The organism is Polaribacter pectinis (assembly GCF_014352875.1).
In the GTDB taxonomy this organism is placed as follows: Bacteria; Bacteroidota; Bacteroidia; order Flavobacteriales; family Flavobacteriaceae; genus Polaribacter; species Polaribacter pectinis.
Window position 1 is genome coordinate 765,973 of record NZ_CP060695.1, and the last position, 24,055, is coordinate 790,027.

Consider the following 24,055-nt stretch of genomic DNA (forward strand, 5'->3'; position numbering starts at 1 on the left):
TATTTAAATTTTTGATAAAAATTCTAATGTATTAATTCCATCTGCATAATCCCATAACTGTGGATTTTGAGTTTCGCCAAAAGGGACTTCATTTTCTATAAAGTCTTTAGCAACAATACATTGTATTTTTTCTTTATCTTGATGTAATTTTATTTTTAGGTCGATTTCATTGTCATAATATTCATAAAAAATGGTAGCAATAGGAGAGGAGTAACTCTTATCTTCCTTTATCATTAAAAAACCATTTTCCAACAAATCGAATTCGCTCATTAAATATACAGCCTTATTATAATCGTAATTATTTGCGTATTTAGCGTTGTTAATCATGTCTTTATTAACAAACATTCCGTTAAAGAAATTATTAAAATCGTACTCTTTAGGAACATACAATTTAGAAACAGATCTACAACCTAACCCGAAATATGTAAAAACATCTTCTGACAATTTTTTTAAATCTTCTTCAGTTTCATTTCCAGTAATTACAGCAACAGAATTTCTACTTTTTCTAATGATATTTGGTTTATTTTTGAAATAATATTCGAAATAACGAGCTGTATTATCGTTTCCAGTTGCAATTACAGCATCAAAGTTTTCTAATTTTTGTTCTGTAAAGGTTATATTTTCTTTAAACTCTTCTTCAACATATTCTAAATATTTTGATAAAAAAGGTAATAAATGTTTATCTCCAGAAGATTGTTTTACTAAAACGGAATGTCCAGAAACTAAAACCGATAAAAAGTCGTGAAAACCAACCAAAGGAATGTTTCCAGCCATTACAATAGCAACTGTTTTTGGAGTTTCAACTTTTATATTATTGTTAGAAATCCATTTATCTAAATTGCTTTTAGTTAAAGCTTTAGACCAACTTTCTAAAGAAAACAATAAGTTCTCTTTTGTAAACCAAGAATTATTTTCTTGTGCAATTTTTAATTGATGTTTAAAGCCATCAAAAAACAAATCATTATGTTCTATGTTTTCTTTTTTATCAATCTTTACTTGAGAAAACTGACTTAAAAAATCACCTAATTTTGCAAAAGCGGTAATTCTATTCTGAATATTACTCATTTATTTTGGTTGTCTATTAATTTGGCTTTATTTTTGCAACTGCAAAGGTACAAATTAGAAAAGAAAATTATGGCAATTATAATAACAGATGAATGTATAAATTGTGGGGCATGTGAACCAGAATGTCCTAATACAGCAATTTACGAAGGTGCAGACGATTGGAAATATTCAGATGGTACAGATTTAAGCGGAAGTGCAGTATTACCAAATGGTAAAACTGTAAATGCAGACGAAGATCAAGAACCAGTTTCAGATGAAATTTATTACATTGTTGCAGATAAATGTACAGAATGTAAAGGATTTCATGAAGAGCCACAATGTGCTGCAGTTTGTCCTGTAGATTGTTGTGTGCCAGATGATGATAATGTGGAAACTGAAGCAGAATTATTAGAAAAGCAGAAGTTTATGCACAATGAATAATTGTTATTCATTATAAAGTTTAAAATCCTGAAGAAATTCAGGATTTTTTTATTGAACAAATTGAATCAAAAAAAACTATATTTGCACTCGCAAAATTTATTATAATGAAAGCCGGAATTGTAGGATTACCAAACGTAGGAAAATCAACTTTATTTAATTGTTTATCAAATGCAAAAGCGCAAAGTGCAAACTTTCCATTTTGTACGATAGAACCTAATTTAGGAGTTGTAAATGTACCAGATAAAAGAATTGAAAAGTTAGAAGAATTGGTAAACCCAGAACGTGTTTTACCTGCAACTGTAGAGATTGTAGATATTGCAGGCTTGGTAAAAGGAGCAAGTAAGGGAGAAGGTTTAGGAAATCAATTTTTGGCTAATATTAGAGAAACAGACGCAATTTTACATGTTGTAAGATGTTTTGATAACGATAATATTATTCATGTAGATAATTCAATTGATCCTGTTAGAGATAAAGAAACAATTGATATTGAATTACAATTAAAGGATTTAGAAACGGTTCAAAAAAGACTTGAAAGAGTAAAAAGAACTGCAAAAACTGGAAATAAGGAAGCACAAGCAGAATTAGTTGTTTTACTAAAAATTGAAGAAACTTTATTAAAAGGACAATCTGTAAGAACTTTAGAGTTTTCTGAAAAAGATTTAGAATTTGTACAACCATTACAATTCATTACTTTAAAACCAGTTTTATACGTTTGTAATGTTGATGAAAATTCAGCAGTTTCTGGTAATGATTATGTTGAAAAAGTAAGAGAAGCTGTAAAAGATGAAAATGCAGAAGTTATTGTGTTGGCAGTTGGTACAGAAGCAGACATTACAGAGTTAGATGATTATGAAGAGCGTCAAATGTTTTTGGCAGATATTGGTTTGGAAGAAGCAGGAGTTTCACGTTTGGTGCGTTCTGCGTACAAATTATTAAACTTACAGACTTATTTTACAGCAGGTGTAAAAGAAGTTAGAGCTTGGACAATTCCTATTGGTTCTACTGCACCTCAAGCAGCAGGAGTAATTCATACGGATTTCGAAAAAGGATTTATTAGAGCAGAAACAATTGCTTACGAAGATTATGTTGCTTATGGTTCTGAAGCAAAAGTGAAAGAAGCTGGTAAAATGAGAGTAGAAGGTAAAGATTATGTTGTAAAAGATGGCGATGTAATGCATTTTAGATTTAACGTATAAATCTTAATTCATAATAAAAATTCATAAAAAATCCCAATAAGAAATTATTGGGATTTTTCTATTAAATCTCTTATCCATTTATTTGGAATTAGATCTTTTAAAAGAATAATTTTGAAAAGTAACTTAATAACTATTTAAAATTTCTAAAACTTCTGCTTTCTTTCTTACAGAAACAGGAACATTAGATTTGTCAGTTAATAAAAGATAACCACCATCAGATTTTATAAACTCTTTTATGTATTTTATATTTATTAAATGACTTTGGTGTACTCTTAAAAAACCCACTTCTTTTAACATGTCTGCGTAATATTTTAATGTTTTTGAAACTAATATTTTAGAGCCATCTTTAAAATAAAATGTTGTGTAATTATTGTCTGATTTACAGCGAATAATATCAACAATATTTACAACAATTATCTTATCTGAAGTATGTAAAGAAATCTTTTTAGGTTTGTTGTTAGGAGATGTAACAGCTTGCTGTAAAACTTCTAATTGCGCTTTATCTGGTTGAATTTGATCTTTAACTTTATCAATGGCAATTTCTAGATCTGAATCTGAATATGGTTTTAAAATATAATCTATTGCAGAGAATTTAAAGGCTTTTATGGCATGAGCATCACTTGCAGTTACAAAAATGATTTTAGATTGCAAATCATGAAAGATTTCCAAGATATCAAAACCAGTTCCATCACCTAACATTATATCTAAAAATAAAATATTTGGTTGTTTTTTGCGTAATAATTTAGCTGCTTCTACAACTGATGTTGCAGTGCCTATGATTTCAATTTCTTTATGGTTATTAGAAATATCTGTCGTTAACATTTCTAATGCTAAAGGATTGTCTTCTACAATAATTGCGGTTAATTTTTGCATATTACATTTCTTTTTCTAATTCAAAAATTGTTATTTCTGGTCTTACATTAAATCTTATTTGATGTAAATTACCTAAAGCTCTATTAATATATAGTTTTCTTCCATCATTCAAATCTATTTCTCCGGCATTATACTTTTTATTTTTTACAGGCAAAACTGGAGGATTTAAGAATGGAGGTTTTACTTGGCCACCATGTGTGTGTCCAGATAAAATCCAACCTTTATAATTATTCCAAACATCTAAATCGCAAACATCAGGATTGTGGCATAAAACTAAATTTGCTTTTGTTTTATTATAATTAGACATTATTTTCTTCGGATTAAAATTCAATCCCCGGAAATCATCTAAGCCAATAATATTTAATCCATTAATATTTTTTTCCTCATTATTTAAGATAGAAACTCCAGAGTTTTCTAATAGATTTGTTATTTTATCTGCTACATTTTGTTCTGCCCAATTGTTTCCATAATCATGATTTCCTAAAGTACCAACAGTTCCTAAATTTCCTTTTACAACATGTTTTAAAACAGTTTCTAATTGAGTAAATTGTTCTTCATTTTCATAGGAAACATAATCTCCGGTATAAACTACGAAATCGGGTTTAAATTCTTGTGCTTTCTTAAATGAATCAATAATGTATTTGTAATTAAATCTATTTCCTACATGAATATCACTAATTTGCATAACTGTTTTACCAATTAAATCTTTAGGTAAGTTTTTAATAGGCATTTTTAGTTTTACAAACTCTAACCAAAAAGGTTCAATTTGCCAAGAATATAAACCACCAATTAATCCAAGTCCCAAAGATGATATTATAGTTTTTTTTATAAATTTTCTTCTTTTCATATTAATTTTAGTAATCCGTTTTTAATGGAATTTTAAACCAAACTTTTGTTCCTAAAACAGTTTTTTCTTTTGTTATTTCTTCAATCTTAAAAGAACCTTTTTTAGATAGGTTTTCGATTCTTTCTTTAGTGATTTTTAAAGCTACAGATTTATGAGAAGTTTTATCATTTATTTTTTTTGATTGATGAAACCCAATTCCATTATCAGTTATTGTACATTCTAAATGATGTTGTTTTACTTCAAAAAAGATATTTATTTCTCCTTTATTATCTAATGATAGGCCATGTTTTATAGCATTTTCTACAAAAGGTTGCATTAGCATTGGCGGAATTAAAATTTCTTCAATATCAATATTATTAAGGTTTGTATCAATTTTGTAATTAAAAGATTTAGTACTCATTTTTTGTTCTAAATCTAGATAATTTGTTAAGGTTTCAATTTCATCTTTTAAACTAATTTCATCTAAACGAGAATTGTTTAAAACACTCCTTAAAAGGATTGAAAATTGCGAAACAGTTTTGTTTAATTCTTTGGTATTACCGGAATTTCCTAAAGCTTTTATTCCGTTTAAAACATTAAAAATAAAATGCGGATTCATTTGTAATTGCAATGCTTTCTGTTCTAAAGTTAGCAAATGATTTTCAAACTTAAGTTGCGTAATTTTTTGCTTATTTTTCTTCTTTAATTTTCTAATATAAATATCTACAATAAGAGATAAAACAAATAAAAGTAAGGCAAAACATAAAATTATAAACCATGCTTTTTTATAAATTGGAGCATCTATAAAAAAGGATATACTTTTTTGCTCGCTTACATTTTTTCCATTTTTAGATTGAACAGTAAATGTATAGTTACCAGGATTTAGATTAGCAAATTCAATATTATTTTTAGAACTCCAAGGAGAAAAATCACTTGTTAATTTATAACGATATTGAATATTTTTTGGTTGTTGTAAGTTAACCGTTTTATAACTGAATGAGATATTGTTTTCTGAAGGTTTTAATTCAATTTTTTTTGAATTTAAAGTGTTTAAACCTTTGTAGTTTACTGCTATTTTTTCTATAAAAAGTTTGGGCTTATTTTGATTATCTACAACTGAATTATTATTGTATTTATACAAGCCATTATTGTTGGAGGCAATCCAAATATTATTTTGGTTGTCTTTAAAAACCGTATTTATTTCATTTGAAATAGCTGAATTATACTTATTTATTCTTTTTTTAAAAGTGAAATCGTTTGTATTAAATATAGAAATTCCATTTCCATGAGAACTGACCCAAAGTTCGTTATTAATACTTTTTATTGATGCTATCTTACTTTCTTTATTTATAATTTGTACTGCGTTATTTTTATCAATAATTTTAATACCATTATTTTTTGTAGCTACAATTAGATGATTATTTTTTTTAAGTACCGAAACAATATTGCCTTCTAATAATTTGTCAATTTTACTAGGTTTGTAAATTTTATCTATTGACCACAAACCTTTGTTAGTAGCTATTAATATTGATTTTTCCTGCAAATAAATATCAGAAATTATTGTAAAATCTATTTTGGGGTTTATTTGTAAAGGTTGTAAATAATCTTCTTTTACTTCATAAATCCCTTCTGTTGTACCAAGTATTATTCTATTATCAATAGAAATAATTTTTAAAACTTTTTCATTTCCTAAATAGGAGAATTTTCTGTTTTGATATTTAAAAAGACCTTTTTCTTGACCAATAAAAAGTATTTCATTTTTAAAAAAAAGAGAATTTACTTTAGATAAACTATGGGTTGCAAGATGCCTAAATTCATCTCCATCAAAACGAACTAAACCTTTATTTGTTGCCAACCATAAATAACCAATTTCGTCTTGTAAAATATCATTAATAGTTAGACTTGGTAAACCGTTTTCTGTGGTAAAATGCTGTAATTTATTTTGTTGAGATATTCCATCAACAGTAATAAAAAATAACAATAAAATTAAGATTTTAGAAAACATTTTCATGATAACAAACTTACTAATTAAAACGTCATTACACCATTTTTAATTGAGTGTAATGACGTTTATCAACCTACAATTTCCATTCCATTTACTATTTCATCGCATACAAACGTTTGTTATTTGTATCTGGTTCTATGTGTTTTAAATCTCCATAAGGTTTAATTAATGGTTTTAATACACACAATGCAGTTGTTCTTCCTCTAATAATTAATTTGCTGTTTTTTACAGACCAATTCCATCTAAATTTTTCTAAAGGAAGATTGTATTTTTCTAAATCTGCCATTAATTCTTCATTTTGTTCTATCCAATCCATAACTTCTTCTTGCATTGTAAAAGTTGGTACTTCATCATCTGAATTATGGTAATCAAACTCCCATTGAACAGGAATACTAAATTGAGTTGTATATGCCTCTCCAACATATCTTTCTTCCTCATTATTTAAAGCATCATACCAATCTATATCTTTTTCTTCTGGATATTTTCTAGCAATTTCTTTAGATAAATCTGTTATTCCTGGCGAATTTGCTGTAGGGTAAAACACGTAATGAGGCTTTGCTAAATAATGGTTTGCAAACTTACCACCAAAAATTGTGTGGTATGGTGAGGCAATTACTTTTGGCAATTCTGTTGCAGAAAAAGCATCTTTTAATGTTTTTATTAATTCTTTGTTTTCTATTAAACCAGATGCATGAAATACAATTTTAGAGTTGTTGTTTACTACGTTTTTTAATGTTGGTAAAGTTCCTTGAGTTATTGTTTTTCTTAAGGTTTCTGCTGTAATTTTATCTCCCCTTACAATGGTTTCTAAATTCATTCCTTTGTAAGGATTGCTTTTGTTTACAATATGAATTTCGCTATACTTACTGTTTTTATTTGCGTTATTGTTAAGCCAAATAATAATTTCTTCTAAAGAGTATTGTCCGTCTATAACTTTGTAACCTTTTTCTTTAAAGTAATTTCTAGAAGTAGAATAAAATGTTTCGTTTCCTTTATCGAAACCAGCAATAAAGACAATTGGTTTTTGATAAATTATTAATTCTTCTTCTGCTAAAACTGGTGTATCTAATTTTGCAGTTTCTACAATTTTGGGAGTTGTTTTTTCTTCTGAATTATTGCAACTTATAAATGAACTTGTTGCTAAAATTACACTTGCTACAAATACTGATTTTTTAATGAATGTTCTCATGGTTTCTACTTTTTTAATGTTAATACACTGTAAAAGTAGTCTTGAACTGAAGTTAAATATTGGCTGTTTTAGAATTCGTGAAGGATGAATTAGAATTCGTTTTTATTATGAGAATTTTGCCAGAAGTAAACCTTACAATTAAATTATTCTTTAATAACTCTATTGTAATTAACCAGTTCTGTTAATCCTTCCTCATTAGGATTTTCAGCAAAAGAGCGTAAATAATTATCCATAAAATTAATAATTCGCTCTTCTGGATAAAACAGCACTTTATTATCATACTGTGCCCATTCATTCATTTGTAGATATGCTTTTCCGTTTTCATAACGATAAAAACGCTGAATATGATCTGGCAAAGCATCTTCTAACTCTTCGTTAATAAAAACATTGTAATAGTTTAAATCTGCCGTAAAAAAATGAAAAGAAAGTAAATTGTCATAAAAACCAGTAAGGTTATTTGCCAAAGGTAAAAACACGGTAAAAACTAAAATTGCAACTTTTTGTTTGTTAAAAAACTTTAAGAAAAACTCTAAAGCATTTGAAGTTTTTAAAGTCCAAAATAAGACAACTACACTTATCATATTCTGAATGTTCCAAGGAACTACGTTATAGCCATAACCTAAATAAAAGAGTAAAACAGTAATAATGCCGTGCATAGATAAAATAAAAAACACGCCAAATTTTCGAGTTTTATTAAATAATAATAAAATTCCCATACTTGCTTCTAACCATGGAACTGCATAAGTGAAAGCAACTAAAAACCATTGAGGTAAAAAACTAAAGTGTTTTTCTAAAGCACTTAACCACTGTATGTAAAAAGCTTCATTTACTTTCTGAATTCCACTCCAAAAATAAGTAGCAAAAAAGATAAGAATAACAGCATACAAAACTTTTTTTGCATCCGCACTTTTAGGAAAAATCACTATTGCAAATATGGTTAAAAAACTCTGGTAAAAGTAGGGCTGAAGCCTGTTTTGGTCGATTAACGCTAATAAAAGATAAAGTAAAACAACCAACCAACCTTGCCATCTTTTATTCTGAAAAATATAAAGAACTTGAATAACAAAAAAGAAACCAGCTAGAATATAATCAAATGGAGCAGTAGGTATTGGCAACCAATCAAACAAAGGAATTACAGGAAAAACTTTAGTAGTAAGCCATAATTTTGGAGCATACATCATTAAAACCAAAACTGCAAGAATTGATAAAATTCTTACATAATTTACTTTTTGTTCGTTGGTTAAGTTTTTTAGCATTTTATTTTTTGTTGAATTTCATATTTTCTATCAATTAAAACACCAATTTCTCCGCTAAATATTTAGCAGTATAAGACTCTTTATTTCTAGCTAATTCTTCTGGAGTTCCTTGAAAAATCAATTTACCTCCATTTTTTCCTCCTTCTAAACCTAAATCAATTATATAATCTGCACATTTTATGAGTTCGATATTATGCTCAATTACAATAATAGAATGTCCTTTATCGATTAATGCATTAAAAGAAGCTAATAATTTCTGAATATCGTGAAAATGTAAACCTGTTGTAGGTTCATCAAAAATAAACAGGGCTTTATCTTTAGTGTTTCCTTTTACTAAAAACGAAGCCAATTTTATTCTTTGTGCTTCACCTCCAGAAAGCGTAGAAGAAGATTGTCCTAATTGCACATATCCTAAACCAACATCTTGTAAAGGTTTTAGTTTTTGCGCGATTTTAGTTACTAAGTTTTCAGAGAAAAATTCTACAGCATCATCAATAGTTAAATTTAAAATATCGTCAATAGATTTTCCATCAAATTTAACTTCTAAAACTTCTTTTTTGAAACGTTTTCCATTACAAACATCACATTCTAAATGGACGTCTGCCATAAATTGCATTTCAATTGTAACCTCTCCTTCACCTTTACAAACTTCGCAACGTCCACCTTCAACATTAAAAGAAAAATGTTTGGGCTTATAGTTTCTTATTTTTGATAATTTCTGATTTGAGAATAATGCTCTAATATCATCATAAGCCTTTATATATGTTACAGGATTGGAACGAGAAGAACGCCCAATTGGATTTTGATCTATAAATTCTACATGTTTTATCGTTTCAAAACTTCCTTTAATATCTGTATGTTGTCCAATTTTATCTCCATAACCATTCAACTTTTTTTGCATTGATGGATATAAAATATTCTTTACCAAAGTACTTTTTCCAGAACCAGAAACTCCAGTAATTACGGATAAACAATTTAGTGGAAAAGTAACATCTATATTTTTTAAATTGTGTTCTCTAGCGCCAATTATCTGAATATTATTTTTTGATGTTCTACGTTTTGTTGGAACTTCAATTCGTAAATCGTCATTTAAGTATTGTGCAGTTAAAGAATCGGATTTTAGAATTTCTTTAAACGTTCCTTCTGCAACTACGTGTCCACCAAAAGTTCCTGCTTCTGGGCCAATATCTATAATATAATCAGCCTCTTTCATAATATCTTCATCATGCTCCACAACCACAACTGTGTTGCCTAAATCACGCAAATCTTTTAAAACGCCAATTAATCTTTCTGTATCTTTTGGATGCAAACCAATACTAGGTTCATCTAGAATATACATAGAACCTACAAGTGAACTTCCTAACGAAGTTGCTAAATTTATACGCTGACTTTCCCCACCAGAAAGTGTGTTAGAAGTTCTATTGATAGTTAAATAATTCAAACCAACATTCGTTAAAAATTGTAGTCGATTATTAATTTCCGTCAACAAACGTTTACCTATTTTCTCTTCGTATTTATCTAATTTTAAATTTTTGAAAAAGACAGATAATTCATCTAAGGGAAGTGTTACCAAGTCAGAAATTGTCTTTTCATTTATTTTTACATAATCGGTTTCTTTTCGCAAACGCTTGCCATTACAAGTAGTACATTTCGTTTTTCCTCGATAACGAGACAACATTACTCGATTCTGAATTTTATAACTTTTTTCTTCTAAAACCGTAAAAAAATGTTGAATTCCATTAAAACTCTTATTTCCAGACCAAACTAATTCTTGTTGTTTTTCTGTTAACTGAAACCAAGGTTTGTGAATTGGAATATCAAACTTATATGCAACATCAATTAAATCTTCTTTATAATGAATGTAAGAGGGCGTTTTAAAAGGAAAAATAGCATCTTCCATAATTGATAAACCAGTGTTAGGAATTACCAAATCTTCGTCAATACCAATTACATTTCCATAACCTTCACAAGTTGGACAAGCTCCATAAGGATTGTTAAAACTAAACAAGTGCGTGTTTGGTTCGAGAAAAGACATTCCATCTAAATCGAACTGATTGCTAAATTCAGACACTTTATTATCTGCTAAATTCTCGATAAAACAAATTCCTTTTCCTTCAAAAAAAGCAGTCTGAATTGCATCTGCCAATCTGTTGTAAAAATCCTCATCATCTTTAGTTACAATTCTATCAACCACTAAAAATAAAGCTTCGTTTTTGAAATCTTTTTGAGGGAAATCTCCAATTCTGTAAACTTTATCATTCCATTTTAAACGCGCATAACCTTGTTGTTCTAAAACTTGTAGAACCGTTTTTAAATCGCGATCTTCATTAATTGTAACAGGAGCTAATAATAGCAATTTCGTTTTCTGCTCAAACTTTTTTATAAAGTTTACAACATCGGAAACTGTATCTTTTTTTACTTCTTGCCCAGAAATAGGAGAGATGGTTCTTCCAATTCTTGCATATAATAATTTAATGTAATCGTAAATTTCTGTTGATGTACCAACTGTAGAACGTGGGTTTGTAGAATTTACTTTTTGCTCTATTGCAATTGCAGGCGCAATTCCTTTGATATAATCTACTTTTGGTTTGTGTAATTTTCCTAAAAACTGACGTGCATAAGAACTTAAACTTTCTACATAACGTCTTTGACCTTCTGCATACAAAGTATCAAAAGCTAAAGAAGATTTTCCAGAACCAGATAAACCAGTAATTACAACTAATTTATTTCTAGGAATTACAACATCAATATTTTTTAAATTATGGAGTCTAGCTCCTTTAATTATGATGTTTTCTTTCGGATTTACTTTGGAAATATCGGTCTTCATGTATCAAAAAAATATAAGGTATAAATTTACCAAAAAATAAACTCTTATTATGTAGTGTAAAATCTTTTTTTATAAAAAGTTTGTTCGATTAAAAAATAATATCCATATTTGTAATTCATAAACTACACAAAATTAGACGCATATAGATAAAAATTACTTTTAAATTATTAATAAAATAATAAGAAGAGAAGCCTTCTAGCTTTTCAAAAGTAATTATGATGCGTAAAAAATTAACTCTAGATAGTATTCTTGTTAGCGATTATATTCAGGGAAATGAAGCTTCTTTAGGTGTTTTAATTAAAAAACATCAACAACGTTTATTTAGTTTTATATACAGTAAGGTTCAAGATAAAGATGTTACTGAAGATATTTTTCAGGATACTTTTATTAAAGTAATTAGAACTTTAAAAAAAGGAAAATATAACGAAGAAGGAAAGTTTTTACCATGGGTGATGAGAATTGCTCATAATTTGGTGATTGATTATTTTAGAAAAAATAATAGAATGCCAAATTTTAAAAATACAGATGAGTTCGATATTTTTTCTGTTTTAGGTGATGGAAGCTTAAATGCCGAGAAAAAAATTATACAAGAACAAATTTATAATGATGTTAGAGAGTTAATTAACGAACTTCCTGAAGAGCAAAAAGAAGTTTTAGTAATGCGTATGTATAAAGATATGAGCTTTAAGGAAATAAGCGAAAACACTGGCGTTAGCATTAATACAGCTCTGGGTAGAATGCGTTATGCACTTATAAATATGCGTAAATTAATAGAAAAACATAAAATTATTTTGGTTAACCAATAATAAAAGTAAAATTGTTTCGTTAACTGTTTATAACCAATAAATTAAATAGCTTATACGATGCAACTTTACTCAAAAAAGTCATCTGATTTACAGATGAAACCCCAAAAAGAAACAGTTCAATATTTGATTAATTTTTCCAAATCGCTAACTTTTGTAAAAACCAAATCAAATGATTTCATTGAATTGAATTTGAATTAAGAGTGGAAAAAGCTTCAACATAATGTTGAGGCTTTTTTTATTTCAATATTTAAAAGTCAGATTTTTGTTACAATTCTTAATGTAACTATTTTGCTAATTTTTACTAATTCGATTCAGTTAATTTAAATTTTATTCAAGTTAACACTAACCTTACATTAATACTAGCTTGCAAGCATGGAAAATATATTAGTAGCAGGTGCAAATGGTACCACAGGAAAAAAGATAGTAGATTTACTAGAATCATCACAATATTTTAATCCAGTTGCTATGGTTCGAAAAAAAGAACAACAAAGGCAATTTGAGGATAGAAACATAGAAACTGTTTTAGCAGATTTAGAGAATGATGTTTCTAATGCAACAAAAAATATAGACAAAATTATTTTTGCTGCTGGTTCAGGAGGAAAAAAAGTTAAAGAAGTTGATGAAAATGGAGCAAAAAAACTAATTGATGCAGGTAAAAAATCTAACGTCAGAAAATTTGTAATGTTAAGTTCTATGGGAGCAGATAATCCTGAAAAAACTGAAGAGTTAAAAGATTATTTGAAAGCTAAACAGAATGCAGATGTTTATTTAAGAGAAAGTAATTTGCCTTATTCTATTGTAAGACCAGGTACATTAACAAACGAAAAAGGATATGGAAAAATTGAGTTAAGTAAAGAATTAAATAAATCTGGGGAAATTAGTAGAGATGACGTTGCACAAACTTTAGTAAGAGTTTTACATGATTCTGCGACGATAAATGAAACTTTTGAAATTATAAAAGGAGAAACCTTAATTGGTAAAGCGTTACCAAATGAATAAATGCGTATTTAATTTTATAAAAAAAAAACACCTTTAAGGTGTTTTTTTTGTTTTATGATAAGTGTCTAAAACTGTCTGTCTACCAATTGTTTTTGTTATAATATCTTTCTCTAAATTCCATCCACGAGCAGGAGAATATTCACGCCCGTACCAAATAATTTGCAGGTGTAAATCGTTCCATAACTCTCTTGGAAATAATCGTTTTGCATCTTTTTCTGTTTGTGCAACACTTTTTCCGTTCGATAAGTTCCAACGATACATTAAACGTAAAATATGTGTATCCACAGGAAAAGCAGGAATTCCAAAAGCCTGACTCATAACAACACTTGCTGTTTTATGGCCAACAGCTGGTAATTCTTCTAAACCTTCAAAAGATTGTGGAACTTCACCATTATATTTTTCGATTAAAATTTTAGACAAACCATAAATTCCTTTCGATTTCATAGGCGATAAACCACAAGGTCGAATAATTTCCTTTATTTCTTCTACAGTCATTTTTACCATATCAAAAGGATTATCCGCTTTTGCGAATAACGAAGGTGTAATTTTATTTACTCGAACATCTGTACATTGTGCAGAAAGTAAAACTGCAATTAACAAAGTATAAGGATCTTTATGATCTAAAGGAATTGGAATTTCCGGATACAATTCTTCTAATTTATCGATTACAAATTGTACTTTTTCTTGTTTGTTCATATTTTTAAAAATTGCAAAATATCAGAGTTTCAAAGGTACAAAGTTATATTTGAAACCTTATTTATTCTAGCTTTAAAAATACTTTGTTACTTTGTACCTTTGTAATTAAAATAAAAATATGACAACTCTAAAAATAGGAGATAAGGCTCCACAATTTGAAGCAAAAGATAATGCTGGAAATACAATTAAACTTGAAGATTATTCAGGTAAAAAGTTAGTTTTATTCTTTTATCCTAAAGCAAGCACACCTGGTTGTACTAATGAAGCTTGTGATTTAAGAGACAATTATCAATCTTTTTTAGCAAAAGGATATGATGTTTTAGGAGCAAGTGCAGATTCTGCAAAAAGACAACAAAATTGGATTGATAAACATGAATTACCTTTTCCGCTTTTAGCAGATGAAGACAAAGCTGTAATTGGAGCTTTTGGAGTTTGGGGTCCAAAGAAATTTATGGGAAAAGAATATGATGGAATTCACAGAACTACATTTGTTATCGACGAAAATGGAGTTATTGAAGACATCATTTTAAAAGTAAAAACCAAAGCACACGCAGAACAAATTTTAGGATAATTTTACTTCATTGTAAGGAACTAGGTAATATCTATTTATAAGGATTGCTACGTTCCTTGCATTAACAAATTGATTGGTTTTTTACTTAAAACTTCATGCTAACTTTAAAATTTAAAACTCTACCAGTCATAAAATTTGGAATACCAAATTGCGTTTTAGAATACACATCTCTTACCCAAGTATTAGTAATTGCATTCTGAATATCGAACATATTAAAAAGTTCTAAACCTGCAGTTAATTCTTTAAAACTAGATAAAAAACCTGTTTTATATTGTTTGTTTGCGTCTGTAAAAACATAAGAAATACCTAAATCTGCGCGCTTATAATCTCTTAATCGTTCTTGAAATTGATATACATCTGCATAGGCAGGTGCTCCACCAGGAACTCCTGTATTATAAACCAAGTTTAAATACGCTTTTAAGTTTGGTAAATTAGGTACATAATCTTGAAAAAGAATTCCGAATTTTAAACGTTGGTCAGAAGGTCTTGCAATATTTCCTCGATGATTTATATTTTCCTCTGTCTTTAAATAACCTAAACTTACCCAACTTTCGCTTCCAGGAACAAATTCCCCATTCAATCTTAAATCGATACCGTGGGCGTAAGCAGTTGTAACATTATCAGCTCTATATCTAATTCTTACATTGTCTACTGAATACGCGTTTACATTTGATAAATCCTTATAATACATTTCTGTGGTAAGTTTAAATGGTCTTTCCCACATTGTAAAACTATAATCCATTCCAGCTACTAAATGAATAGATTTTTGTGCTTTTACATTTTCATTAATATTACCATTGTAATCTCTTAACTCTCTGTAAGAAGGAGGTTGAGAATACCAACCACCAGAAACTCTAAATAGCATGTCTTCTTTCCAATTTGGTTTGATGGCAAATTGAGCTCTTGGACTAATAATTGTTTGATTTTTAGATGTTGTACCATTTGCTTTTACTGTCCAGTTTTGTGCTCTAACACCAACGTTATACCAAACTTCATTATCGTTCCAAAACATACGTTCATTAAATTGAACAAAGCCAGATAAACGGTTTATAACAACATTATTGTCTGCTCTAATATTTTGAAATGGTGTAATTGGTCCTTCAAAAGGTTGGTAGGGTTGGTTGTTACCAATACTATTTGGTGGACGAATAGAAAAACCAAGAGAATCTATTACTTCCCATTCTCTAATTCTATCTCTAATATCTTCTTTTTGATATTTAATACCGAAAGATAATTCTTGTCTTTCTTTTTTATATTTTCCTCTAATTTGAAAATTTGTAATTAAAGCATCTAAATCATTACGTGCATGATTTAATTGTGAGCCAATTCCTTGTGTAAATTCTACATCACCAAAATTATCTGAACCAATATTTGCATCTACTTCACCTAATCTATAAGCTGCAGCAATATCGAAATGTTCTTCTTCTTGCGTATTGTATCTAGACGTTGTTCCTGTAAACGAAAGTCTATCATTAGCTTTAAAATCTAAAGATAAAGCACCAAAAGTTGTAAGGTATTTATCTTGTTCTTGGCCGCTATAAAAAACAGTTAATTCTAAAGGATCTGCCACTGTTCCAAAACGAGTTCTTCTAGAAATAGGTGTATAGTTGTAATTGTTTAGAGAGAAATTACCTAAAAAATTTAAAGTCAAATTTTCTGAAAACTCATAAGATAAAAACGTTTGGAAATCTGTAAACTTCGGCCTGAAATTAGTCTCTATTTGTTTACTATTCACAAAAAGACTATTATCTCTGTATCTTAAACCTGTAATTGTGCTTAATTTTTTATCTAAAAACTGATTCTCGAATGTTACACTTCCACCTAATAAACTAGCATCAATTGTTGTTGCTAATTCTTTAGGTTTTCTGTAAGTTATATCTAAAACTGACGATAATTTATCTCCATATTTAGCTTGAAATCCACCTGCAGAAAAATTAATGTTTTGCACCATATTAGAGTTTATAAAACTTAAACCTTCTTGCTGACCAGATCTAATTAAAAAAGGTCTGTAAATTTCAATTCCGTTTATATAAACTAGGTTTTCATCAAAATTACCACCTCTAACATTATATTGTGTACTTAATTCATTATTATTATTTACGCCTGGTAAAGTCATTAAAGTATTTTCTACACCAGCATTTGGACCAACTGTATTCTTAACTATAGCAATGTCTATTTTTTTTATTCCTTCAGCATTTTTTTTGTTATTCTTTATAACGACTTCTTTAATTTTTTCTGTTTTTGAAGACATAATAGGAGAGAAGCTAAAACCATTTCTGTTTCTTGCAATTAGTTTTTTTACAACTGTTTTGTAAGAGATGTGAGTATAAATTATGGTAATTTCTTCTTTAAAAGGAATTCTTATGCTATAATTTCCGTTTTTGTCAGTAGTTGTTCCGGTCTTTTTATATGTAACAGAAACATTTTCTATGGGCTCTTTATTTTTGTTTTTCACAGTCCCTTTAAGGATTGTAGTCTTTTGAGCAAAAGCCAAAAGAGGTAAGAAGAATAAAAGAAGTAAGATGTTTTTCACGTAAATTAGTTTACTTGTTTTTTATAGAACGTTCTAGAAAGTTCTTTGGTATTTCCAACATTGTCCGAGACTACAATTTTAAAGATATGTTTGCTACCAACCAATTTTTTATCACTAAAATTATAAGTTAGTATCTTTTTTTTATGATTGTACTGCATTAAAATCCATTCATTGTCTATTGTTGCTCTCCAATTTTTTATTCCAGAACCAATATCAGAAATTTTTACTTTAATGGTTTTTAGATTAGAAATCCACTGATTGTCTTTAAAATATAGAATACTTGCTTTGGGTTTTATTTTATCAGAAAGCAATTTATAGTTTCCTAAAGATTTAGTTGTAGTAAAAAAAGTACTATCTTTTTTTCTTGTGAATTGATATCTTGGGTATTTAACATATTCTAAATTTGCTATGTATAATTGTTGTTTTTCGGCTTCAGAATAATTAGAAACATTAAAAGTAAGTGTAAAGCTTTTGTCTAATGGAATTGTAGGTGTATGAATTTTAGCAATTCCGTTTTCAACTTTAAAGTCTAAATATATATCCTCATAAAAAGTGTTCTTTGGAAATGCAATTGTAACATTCTCTTTAGAAAATCGTTGAAATTTTTTAGCTATAATTTTATATGCTGTAGTGTCTTTCTGCTTTTTAAAAATAGTATTACTTTCTTTACCTACAACAGGAATTTTAATGGAACTTACATTTCCTTCAAAATCTTTTGCTATAATTTTTACAGTATAATTTAATCCTGGTTTAATATTTATTTTTCCATTATTAATTAAATTTTTATACATAGAAAGTTTATCAGCAGTTTCTTTGTATGTTTTTTGGTAACGTCTTTTGTACTTCTTATAATACTCATAATCTACATGTAGATTAATAAATTTACTTTCGGAAAAAGAAAAAGTTTCAACATCTATATAATAGAAACGTTTTTCATTAACTAACATTTCTAAACTGTAAATACCATTTTTATTAGTTGCTTTGTCTAATCTATCAAAAACACTTACTCCAAAACCAATAGTACCACTTGCAGAAATTCTATCTGCACTGTATTTTCCATTTCCCATATTTTTAATAGGAATTGAAAAACTTTTATTTTGTTGATTAATTCTAGCGTCCGTACTTAAAGAATAAGCTTTTACACCTTGTATTGTAGGTGATTTAGAATCTGCGACTTTGAATCCGAACAAAAGCGGATTAATAATATTTTCTGAAGCTGTGTTTCTAATTTCAAAATGTAAGTGAGGTCCTCCAGAACCACCAGTATCACCAGAAAAAGCAACTAGTTCTCCTTTTTTAACAGGAAATTGATATTCCTTAAAATATAAATTTCCAGTTTGGTAATTTTCTTTCTTGTACTGAACGGCTTTTACATATTTTTCAATTGCATCTGCAAATTTGCTTAAATGGCCATAAACAGAAGTGAAACCATTTGGGTGTGTAATATAAATAGCTTTTCCATAACCAAATTGTTGTACTTTTATTCTAGAAACATAACCATCTGCAACTGCATAAACTTTTAAACCTTCTCTTCCTTGAGTTTTTATGTCTATACCAGCATGAAAATGATTACTTCTTAATTCGCCAAAAGTTCCACCTAATACAATTGGTATATCTAATGGATTTCTAAAATAGTCTTTTGGGTATTCTTCTTGAGAAAAAAATGATAAAGATACTAAAAGAAGTATCAGTAGAGTAAAGTGTTTCAAAACGCAATTATTTTTTGTAAAAATACTAAAAATCATTTTTCTTGTAATAGTTTAAAAACCAAGGGATTATTAAAAAAGCAATTAAATGTTGTAAAATTTAAAACAGAATGCTAACTTTGTAGATATAGTTTTATTTTAAAAGTTATATGAGCAAAACATTAGAAGCAATTCATTTACTGCAAGATAAGCTAGAAAGCTTATTTTCTAATTATGAATTTTTAAAGAATGAAAATGAAATTTTGCTTCAAAGTAACACTCGTTTACAACATCAACTTTTAGAAAACAAACAATTATTAGAAAGTCAAAAAAAAGAGTATGATTTACTAAAAATTGCTAAAACTATAGAAGGCAGTAGTACAGATACAAAACTAAAAATAAATGCATTAATTAGAGAAATCGATAAATGCATCATTCAGTTACAAGAATAACGTTCTTTAAATTGTGGGAAAACTAAAAATTAATATTGTTATAGCTGGTAGAACATATCCTTTAAGTGTAAATAACACCAAAGAAGAAGAAGGTATGCGTAAAGCCGCAAGTGCTATTAATAAGTTAATTTCTATGTATGAGCGAAATTATGCAGTTAGCGACAAACAAGATGTTTTAGCTATGTGTGCATTGCAATTTGCATCCAAAATGGAAATATCATCTATAGAAAAAGATTCTACAAATGCTGAAGCAATAGAAAAATTAACAGCGTTAACCAATTTGGTAAACTCTCATTTAAAATAAGTTCTTTAAAATACATTAACAACACACTGCCTACGTTAGTAAATTGTTTATTAAACTCAACACGATTCAATTATGAAGGATGAGTCTTAATTGTAAAAGCAAGCCACCTTGAGTGGATCCTTGATCAGTTAGTTAGTCCTATAAGTAACCATAATGGAGTTTAAAAAACCCAACTAATGTAGGCTTTTTTTATATACTAAACTTAAATTATGGAAGGAATACTACTACCCGCTATTGTGGGAGTTTTAATAGGAATTGCAGTTGGTTTTATCATTGCAAAAGCTATGGAAAAATCAAAAGGTAAAAAATTACTTAATGGTACAAGAAAAGAAGCTGCTTCTATTCTAAAAGAAGCTAAAATTGATGCAGAATCAATTAAAAAAGAAAAAATACTACAAGCAAAAGAGAAATTTATAGAGCTTAAATCGGAACACGAAAAAGTAATCTTATCTAGAGAAAAGAAAATTTCTGACGTAGAAAAACGTATTAGAGATAGAGAATCTCAAGTGGCATCTGAAGTAGATAAAAATAAAAAACTGAATAAGTCTTTAGAGCAAAAAGAGAAAGACTACGATTTTAAGTTAGATTTTTTAGAGAATAAAGAAAGTGAGTTAGAAGTAATGCACAAACGTCATGTAGATATGTTAGAGCAAATCTCTGGGCTTTCTGCAGATGAAGCAAAGAAAGAATTAGTTACTTCATTAAAAGACGAAGCAAAAACAGAAGCAATGGCTTTTGTTCAAACATCTATAGAAGAAGCAAAATTAACAGCAGAACAAGAAGCTAGAAAAGTAGTTTTAGGTACTATACAAAGAGTTGGTGTAGAACAAGCTGTAGAAAACTGTGTATCTGTCTTTAACTTAGAATCAGATGATGTTAAAGGAAGAATTATTGGTAGAGAAGGGCGTAATATTAGAGCTTTAGAAGCTGCAACAGGTGTAGAAATTATTGTAGATGACACACCAGATGCAATTATACTTTCTTGTTTCGATCCAATTAGAAGAGAAATAGCACGTTTATCTTTACATAAATTGGTTACAGATGGTAGAATTCACCCAGCAAGAATTGAAGAAGTTGTTGGTAAAACAGAAAAACAAATTACTCAAGAAATTATAGAAGTTGGTAAAAGAACAGTAATCGATTTAGGAATTCATGGTTTACATCCAGAATTAGTAAAAGCGGTTGGTAGAATGAAGTACAGATCTTCTTACGGACAAAATTTATTGCAACACTCTAGAGAAGTTGCTAATTTATGTGGAATTATGGCTGCAGAAATGGGGTTAAATTCTAAAGTAGCAAAACGTGCAGGTTTATTACACGATATTGGTAAAGTACCAAATGAAGAAAGTGAGTTACCTCACGCTTTATTAGGAATGCAATGGGCAGAAAAATATGGTGAAAAACCAGATGTTTGTAATGCTATTGGAGCTCACCATGATGAGATTGAAATGAAAACATTAATTTCTCCTATCGTTCAAGTTTGTGATGCAATTTCAGGAGCAAGACCAGGAGCAAGACGTCAAGTTTTAGATTCTTACATACAACGTTTAAAAGATTTAGAAGCAATCGCTTTTGGCTTTACAGGAGTTCAAAAAGCTTACGCAATACAAGCAGGACGTGAGTTACGTGTAATGGTAGAAAGCACGAAAGTTAACGACACCAAAGCAGCAGAATTATCATTTAGTATTTCACAAAAAATACAAAATGATATGACGTATCCAGGTCAAGTAAAAGTGACTGTAATTAGAGAAACAAGAGCAGTAAACGTAGCAAAATAGAATAAAACTTAATTTACTCTTACAAATAACAAAAACCTACTTAATTTAAGTAGGTTTTTTTATTGTTGTATTGTTTTTTGAAGCTATTTCCTGCTTTTCGCACTCGCTTTTTTTTTATGCTATTTCAGCATCTCACTTTTTTTAAATAAATAATTTCATACTTATAACAGATACTGAATCTAGTTAAGCATAAAAAAAAGAGCTCAAACATATGCTACAATCAGGGCTAAACTTGTTTGCCAGCTAATATCTATATAATAGGTTTTATTTTCTAGGATGATAAGTGTCTACAACTTCTTTTAAATAACTTTTATCTACATGTACATAAACTTCTGTTGTTGTAATACTTTCATGACCCAACATTTGTTGTATTGCTCTTAAATCTGCTCCGTTTTTTAACAAATGGGTAGCAAAAGAATGGCGTAACGTATGTGGGCTAATCTTCTTATTCAAATCAATTTTAATTGCCAAATCTTTTAAAATCATAAAAATCATTTGGCGTGTCAATCCTTTTCCTCTTCTATTCAAATACAATGTATCTTCAAAACCTTTTTTGGGTTGAATATAACTTCGTATATTATTCATGTAAATAGAAATATATTTTTGAGCATTAAAATGAATAGGAACATATCTTTGTTTGTTTCCTTTACCAGTAACTCTAATAAAACCTTCTTCAAAAAATAAATCAGAAATTTTTAAATTAATAAGTTCACTAACTCGTAAACCACAACTATACATCGTCTCTAAAATAGTTCTGTTTCTTTCTCCTTGAGGATGACTTAAATCGATTGCAGAAATTAAGCTGTCAATTTCATCTTCAGATAAAGTATCTGGCAATTTTCTTCCAATTTTTGGAGCTTCAATTAAATCAGTAGGATTTGTTTTTCTATAATCTTCAAAAATTAAATAATCGAAAAAACTACGCAAACCAGAAATTATTCTTGCCTGACTTCTTGGGTTAACCGCTTTCGCTATTTCATAAACAAACTGTTGAATTGTAATTTCATCAATAGAAATAGGAGAGTAGTTTATTTCGTTTACAGATAAAAAGTTTTCTAACTTTTTTAAATCTCTAGAATAACTATCTATTGTGTTTTTAGACAAGCCTCTTTCTATTCTTAAAAAAAGTTGATAGTCTTTAATTGCGTTTTGCCATTTCATAACGTAAATCTACAAAAATAAAAAACCACCCAAATCTGGGTGGTTTTTTATAAAAGTTATTATAATAGATTATAATGTTTTAGAGTAGCTTCCGTTTTTTGGTTGTAAATCTCCAGTTATAATCATAACAAGATCTATAATATACCAAATACCAAAACCTCCAAGAGTAATTAATTTAAGAACACCAAGTAAAGTGTATCCTAAATAAAATCTATCTACTCCTAAACCTCCTAAAAATAGAGATAATAATAAAGCAGTAACTTGACTTTTACCTGAACTGGCAACAGTAGCAAATGTTGTAACTTCATTTTTTTCAACTTTGTTGTTTTTAATAACTTCTACCTTTTCTGTTTTCTTTTTTACAGGAAAAGAAGCGTGAGAATTAAAAGAAAATGCTAAAAAAGCAAATAAGAATGTGTAAATAGTTAGTGATTTCTTCATAAAATTTAGTTTTTTTTAAGTTATTTGTTTCAAATATAAAGAAATATCTATGAACAAAAGTTTTTTATTTTTATTTAGTTTACTCGTTTTTTTTAAGTCTTATTCTCAAGAAAAAGAAGAGTTTGATTTTGAGTTAGTTGGAGCTTTAGTTTTAGAATCTAATCAATTAATTTCTTATAAAATTGAGTTTAATTCTAATAAAAATGGTTTTATTGAAGGATATTCTTATACAGATATTTCAGGTGAAAACGAGACCAAATCTTATATAAGAGGATACTACAACCCAAAAAATAAAAATATTCAATTTAAAGAAAGTGATATTTTATATACTAAATCTAAATTTTTACCAGATGAATTTTGCTTTGTAGAATTTAAGGGAGAATTTAAAGAATCGTCAAAGAAAAAGTTATTAGATGGTAATTTTATAGGTATTTACGATGATAAAGACACTTGCGCAACTGGTAAAATAAAATTGGTAAGCACAAAGTTTATAGAAAAAAAGATAAAAAAACTGTACAAAAAAGTTGAAAAGATTGATAAAATAAAAAAAATAGACAGTATTGTAAAAGAAGAGATTAAACCAGAAAACTATTTGAAGAAGTTTAGTGAGACTAAAATTAATTCTGGTGAAAAAGTTTCTGTTTTTGTTTATACAAACAAAATGAAAATGGAAATTTGGGATTATGGAATAGAAGATGGAGATGTAATTACAATTTTAAATAATAATGTACCTATTCTAGAAAATTATACTGTAAAACGAAAGAAAAAAAGCATTACTGTTAATTTAACTGATGCTGAAAATTTAATTAAAATAATAACGATTAATTCTGGTAAATTAAAAACTAATACTACAAAATTAAAGTTGTATGATTTTAGAAGACAATATGAAGTAATTGCAGATTTAGAAGAAGGGAAAGAAGCTACTATAAATGTTGTTAGATTAAAGGTTAAAAAGAAATAATTTTATTTGAG

21 protein-coding genes and 1 other RNA gene are annotated in these 24,055 nt (G+C 28.3%); 10 read left to right on the plus strand and 12 right to left on the minus strand.

What is annotated here, in order from left to right; translation table 11 throughout:
* Window positions 1–3 precede the first annotated feature (3 nt).
* A complete protein-coding gene (locus tag H9W90_RS03640) occupies window positions 4–1,065 on the minus strand; it encodes an acyl-CoA reductase (protein ID WP_187483107.1) in 1,062 nt (353 codons plus the stop codon).
* 69 nt (window positions 1,066–1,134) lie between these two features.
* Between H9W90_RS03640 and H9W90_RS03645 the strand changes: the two genes are divergently transcribed.
* Window positions 1,135–1,485, plus strand: a complete 351-nt coding sequence (locus tag H9W90_RS03645; protein WP_187483108.1) for a 4Fe-4S dicluster domain-containing protein — start codon at window positions 1,135–1,137, stop codon at window positions 1,483–1,485.
* A gap of 104 nt (window positions 1,486–1,589) precedes the next feature.
* Complete coding sequence (ychF, locus tag H9W90_RS03650) at window positions 1,590–2,681, plus strand: redox-regulated ATPase YchF (protein ID WP_187483109.1); 1,092 nt, start codon at window positions 1,590–1,592, stop codon at window positions 2,679–2,681.
* 123 nt (window positions 2,682–2,804) lie between these two features.
* On the opposite strand, the gene H9W90_RS03655 is transcribed toward ychF, so the two are convergent.
* The 6 genes from H9W90_RS03655 to uvrA all read right to left on the minus strand — a co-directional run bounded on the left by H9W90_RS03655 (window position 2,805) and on the right by uvrA (window position 11,657).
* The gene (locus H9W90_RS03655) at window positions 2,805–3,554 is read right to left on the minus strand and encodes a LytR/AlgR family response regulator transcription factor (protein ID WP_187483110.1); all 750 of its coding nucleotides are present in this window, start codon (window positions 3,552–3,554) and stop codon (window positions 2,805–2,807) included.
* A gap of 1 nt (window position 3,555) precedes the next feature.
* Window positions 3,556–4,401, minus strand: coding sequence for a metallophosphoesterase (locus tag H9W90_RS03660; RefSeq protein ID WP_187483111.1), 846 nt, complete (start codon window positions 4,399–4,401; stop codon window positions 3,556–3,558).
* A 7-nt stretch (window positions 4,402–4,408) separates the two neighbouring features.
* Complete coding sequence (locus H9W90_RS03665; protein ID WP_187483112.1) at window positions 4,409–6,385, minus strand: sensor histidine kinase; 1,977 nt, start codon at window positions 6,383–6,385, stop codon at window positions 4,409–4,411.
* 94 nt (window positions 6,386–6,479) lie between these two features.
* Window positions 6,480–7,574 (minus strand): hypothetical protein, encoded by a 1,095-nt coding sequence (locus H9W90_RS03670; RefSeq protein WP_187483113.1) that lies wholly within the window; start codon window positions 7,572–7,574, stop codon window positions 6,480–6,482.
* A 143-nt stretch (window positions 7,575–7,717) separates the two neighbouring features.
* On the minus strand, window positions 7,718–8,830 hold the full coding sequence (locus H9W90_RS03675) for a MauE/DoxX family redox-associated membrane protein (RefSeq protein WP_187483114.1): 1,113 nt from the start codon (window positions 8,828–8,830) through the stop codon (window positions 7,718–7,720).
* A 34-nt stretch (window positions 8,831–8,864) separates the two neighbouring features.
* The gene (uvrA, locus tag H9W90_RS03680) at window positions 8,865–11,657 is read right to left on the minus strand and encodes an excinuclease ABC subunit UvrA (protein ID WP_187483115.1); all 2,793 of its coding nucleotides are present in this window, start codon (window positions 11,655–11,657) and stop codon (window positions 8,865–8,867) included.
* A gap of 218 nt (window positions 11,658–11,875) precedes the next feature.
* Between uvrA and H9W90_RS03685 the strand changes: the two genes are divergently transcribed.
* A complete protein-coding gene (locus H9W90_RS03685) occupies window positions 11,876–12,463 on the plus strand; it encodes an RNA polymerase sigma factor (protein WP_187483920.1) in 588 nt (195 codons plus the stop codon).
* A 372-nt stretch (window positions 12,464–12,835) separates the two neighbouring features.
* On the plus strand, window positions 12,836–13,462 hold the full coding sequence (locus H9W90_RS03690; RefSeq protein WP_187483116.1) for an SDR family oxidoreductase: 627 nt from the start codon (window positions 12,836–12,838) through the stop codon (window positions 13,460–13,462).
* 33 nt (window positions 13,463–13,495) lie between these two features.
* Here H9W90_RS03690 and H9W90_RS03695 read toward each other — a convergent pair whose 3' ends face one another.
* Window positions 13,496–14,158, minus strand: a complete 663-nt coding sequence (locus H9W90_RS03695; RefSeq protein ID WP_187483117.1) for an endonuclease III domain-containing protein — start codon at window positions 14,156–14,158, stop codon at window positions 13,496–13,498.
* A gap of 118 nt (window positions 14,159–14,276) precedes the next feature.
* Between H9W90_RS03695 and bcp the strand changes: the two genes are divergently transcribed.
* Window positions 14,277–14,729 carry a thioredoxin-dependent thiol peroxidase gene (gene bcp, locus H9W90_RS03700; RefSeq protein ID WP_187483118.1) on the plus strand — a complete coding sequence of 151 codons (453 nt, stop codon included), beginning with the start codon at window positions 14,277–14,279 and terminating at the stop codon, window positions 14,727–14,729.
* An 85-nt stretch (window positions 14,730–14,814) separates the two neighbouring features.
* Here bcp and H9W90_RS03705 read toward each other — a convergent pair whose 3' ends face one another.
* Both H9W90_RS03705 and H9W90_RS03710 read right to left on the minus strand, forming a co-directional pair.
* Complete coding sequence (locus H9W90_RS03705) at window positions 14,815–17,262, minus strand: TonB-dependent receptor (protein WP_187483119.1); 2,448 nt, start codon at window positions 17,260–17,262, stop codon at window positions 14,815–14,817.
* A gap of 5 nt (window positions 17,263–17,267) precedes the next feature.
* On the minus strand, window positions 17,268–18,971 hold the full coding sequence (locus tag H9W90_RS03710; protein ID WP_254712523.1) for a M23 family metallopeptidase: 1,704 nt from the start codon (window positions 18,969–18,971) through the stop codon (window positions 17,268–17,270).
* A 146-nt stretch (window positions 18,972–19,117) separates the two neighbouring features.
* On the opposite strand from H9W90_RS03710, the gene H9W90_RS03715 reads away from it, so the two are divergent.
* The 4 genes from H9W90_RS03715 to rny all read left to right on the plus strand — a co-directional run bounded on the left by H9W90_RS03715 (window position 19,118) and on the right by rny (window position 21,481).
* The gene (locus H9W90_RS03715; protein ID WP_187483121.1) at window positions 19,118–19,399 is read left to right on the plus strand and encodes an MreC domain-containing protein; all 282 of its coding nucleotides are present in this window, start codon (window positions 19,118–19,120) and stop codon (window positions 19,397–19,399) included.
* 13 nt (window positions 19,400–19,412) lie between these two features.
* Entirely contained in the window at window positions 19,413–19,703 is a 291-nt protein-coding gene (locus H9W90_RS03720) for a cell division protein ZapA (protein WP_187483122.1), read from the plus strand.
* A 54-nt stretch (window positions 19,704–19,757) separates the two neighbouring features.
* A non-coding RNA gene (gene ssrS / locus H9W90_RS03725) (6S RNA) lies at window positions 19,758–19,865 on the plus strand.
* A gap of 47 nt (window positions 19,866–19,912) precedes the next feature.
* On the plus strand, window positions 19,913–21,481 hold the full coding sequence (rny, locus tag H9W90_RS03730; protein ID WP_187483123.1) for a ribonuclease Y: 1,569 nt from the start codon (window positions 19,913–19,915) through the stop codon (window positions 21,479–21,481).
* Between the two features lie 264 nt (window positions 21,482–21,745).
* On the opposite strand, the gene xerD is transcribed toward rny, so the two are convergent.
* Both xerD and H9W90_RS03740 read right to left on the minus strand, forming a co-directional pair.
* Window positions 21,746–22,642 carry a site-specific tyrosine recombinase XerD gene (gene xerD / locus H9W90_RS03735; RefSeq protein ID WP_187483124.1) on the minus strand — a complete coding sequence of 299 codons (897 nt, stop codon included), beginning with the start codon at window positions 22,640–22,642 and terminating at the stop codon, window positions 21,746–21,748.
* Window positions 22,643–22,711: 69 nt separating this feature from the next.
* Entirely contained in the window at window positions 22,712–23,083 is a 372-nt protein-coding gene (locus H9W90_RS03740) for a TM2 domain-containing protein (protein ID WP_187483125.1), read from the minus strand.
* A gap of 49 nt (window positions 23,084–23,132) precedes the next feature.
* Here H9W90_RS03740 and H9W90_RS03745 point away from each other — a divergent pair, with 49 nt between their 5' ends.
* A complete protein-coding gene (locus tag H9W90_RS03745; protein ID WP_187483126.1) occupies window positions 23,133–24,044 on the plus strand; it encodes a hypothetical protein in 912 nt (303 codons plus the stop codon).
* Window positions 24,045–24,055: the final 11 nt, after the last annotated feature.

What these genes read in the sequence shown, in the direction of transcription:
- H9W90_RS03690 (WP_187483116.1), top strand. Translation starts at nt 12,836, where the DNA reads ATGGAAAATATATTAGTAGCAGGTGCAAATGGTACCACAGGAAAAAAG.
- H9W90_RS03715 (WP_187483121.1), top strand. Translation starts at nt 19,118, where the DNA reads ATGAGCAAAACATTAGAAGCAATTCATTTACTGCAAGATAAGCTAGAA.
- H9W90_RS03645 (WP_187483108.1), top strand. Translation starts at nt 1,135, where the DNA reads ATGGCAATTATAATAACAGATGAATGTATAAATTGTGGGGCATGTGAA.
- bcp (WP_187483118.1), top strand. Translation starts at nt 14,277, where the DNA reads ATGACAACTCTAAAAATAGGAGATAAGGCTCCACAATTTGAAGCAAAA.
- H9W90_RS03740 (WP_187483125.1), bottom strand. Translation starts at nt 23,083, where the DNA reads ATGAAGAAATCACTAACTATTTACACATTCTTATTTGCTTTTTTAGCA.
- H9W90_RS03675 (WP_187483114.1), bottom strand. Translation starts at nt 8,830, where the DNA reads ATGCTAAAAAACTTAACCAACGAACAAAAAGTAAATTATGTAAGAATT.
- uvrA (WP_187483115.1), bottom strand. Translation starts at nt 11,657, where the DNA reads ATGAAGACCGATATTTCCAAAGTAAATCCGAAAGAAAACATCATAATT.
- ychF (WP_187483109.1), top strand. Translation starts at nt 1,590, where the DNA reads ATGAAAGCCGGAATTGTAGGATTACCAAACGTAGGAAAATCAACTTTA.
- rny (WP_187483123.1), top strand. Translation starts at nt 19,913, where the DNA reads ATGGAAGGAATACTACTACCCGCTATTGTGGGAGTTTTAATAGGAATT.
- H9W90_RS03665 (WP_187483112.1), bottom strand. Translation starts at nt 6,385, where the DNA reads ATGTTTTCTAAAATCTTAATTTTATTGTTATTTTTTATTACTGTTGAT.
- H9W90_RS03745 (WP_187483126.1), top strand. Translation starts at nt 23,133, where the DNA reads ATGAACAAAAGTTTTTTATTTTTATTTAGTTTACTCGTTTTTTTTAAG.
- H9W90_RS03695 (WP_187483117.1), bottom strand. Translation starts at nt 14,158, where the DNA reads ATGAACAAACAAGAAAAAGTACAATTTGTAATCGATAAATTAGAAGAA.
- H9W90_RS03655 (WP_187483110.1), bottom strand. Translation starts at nt 3,554, where the DNA reads ATGCAAAAATTAACCGCAATTATTGTAGAAGACAATCCTTTAGCATTA.
- H9W90_RS03660 (WP_187483111.1), bottom strand. Translation starts at nt 4,401, where the DNA reads ATGAAAAGAAGAAAATTTATAAAAAAAACTATAATATCATCTTTGGGA.
- H9W90_RS03670 (WP_187483113.1), bottom strand. Translation starts at nt 7,574, where the DNA reads ATGAGAACATTCATTAAAAAATCAGTATTTGTAGCAAGTGTAATTTTA.
- H9W90_RS03640 (WP_187483107.1), bottom strand. Translation starts at nt 1,065, where the DNA reads ATGAGTAATATTCAGAATAGAATTACCGCTTTTGCAAAATTAGGTGAT.
- H9W90_RS03685 (WP_187483920.1), top strand. Translation starts at nt 11,876, where the DNA reads ATGCGTAAAAAATTAACTCTAGATAGTATTCTTGTTAGCGATTATATT.
- xerD (WP_187483124.1), bottom strand. Translation starts at nt 22,642, where the DNA reads ATGAAATGGCAAAACGCAATTAAAGACTATCAACTTTTTTTAAGAATA.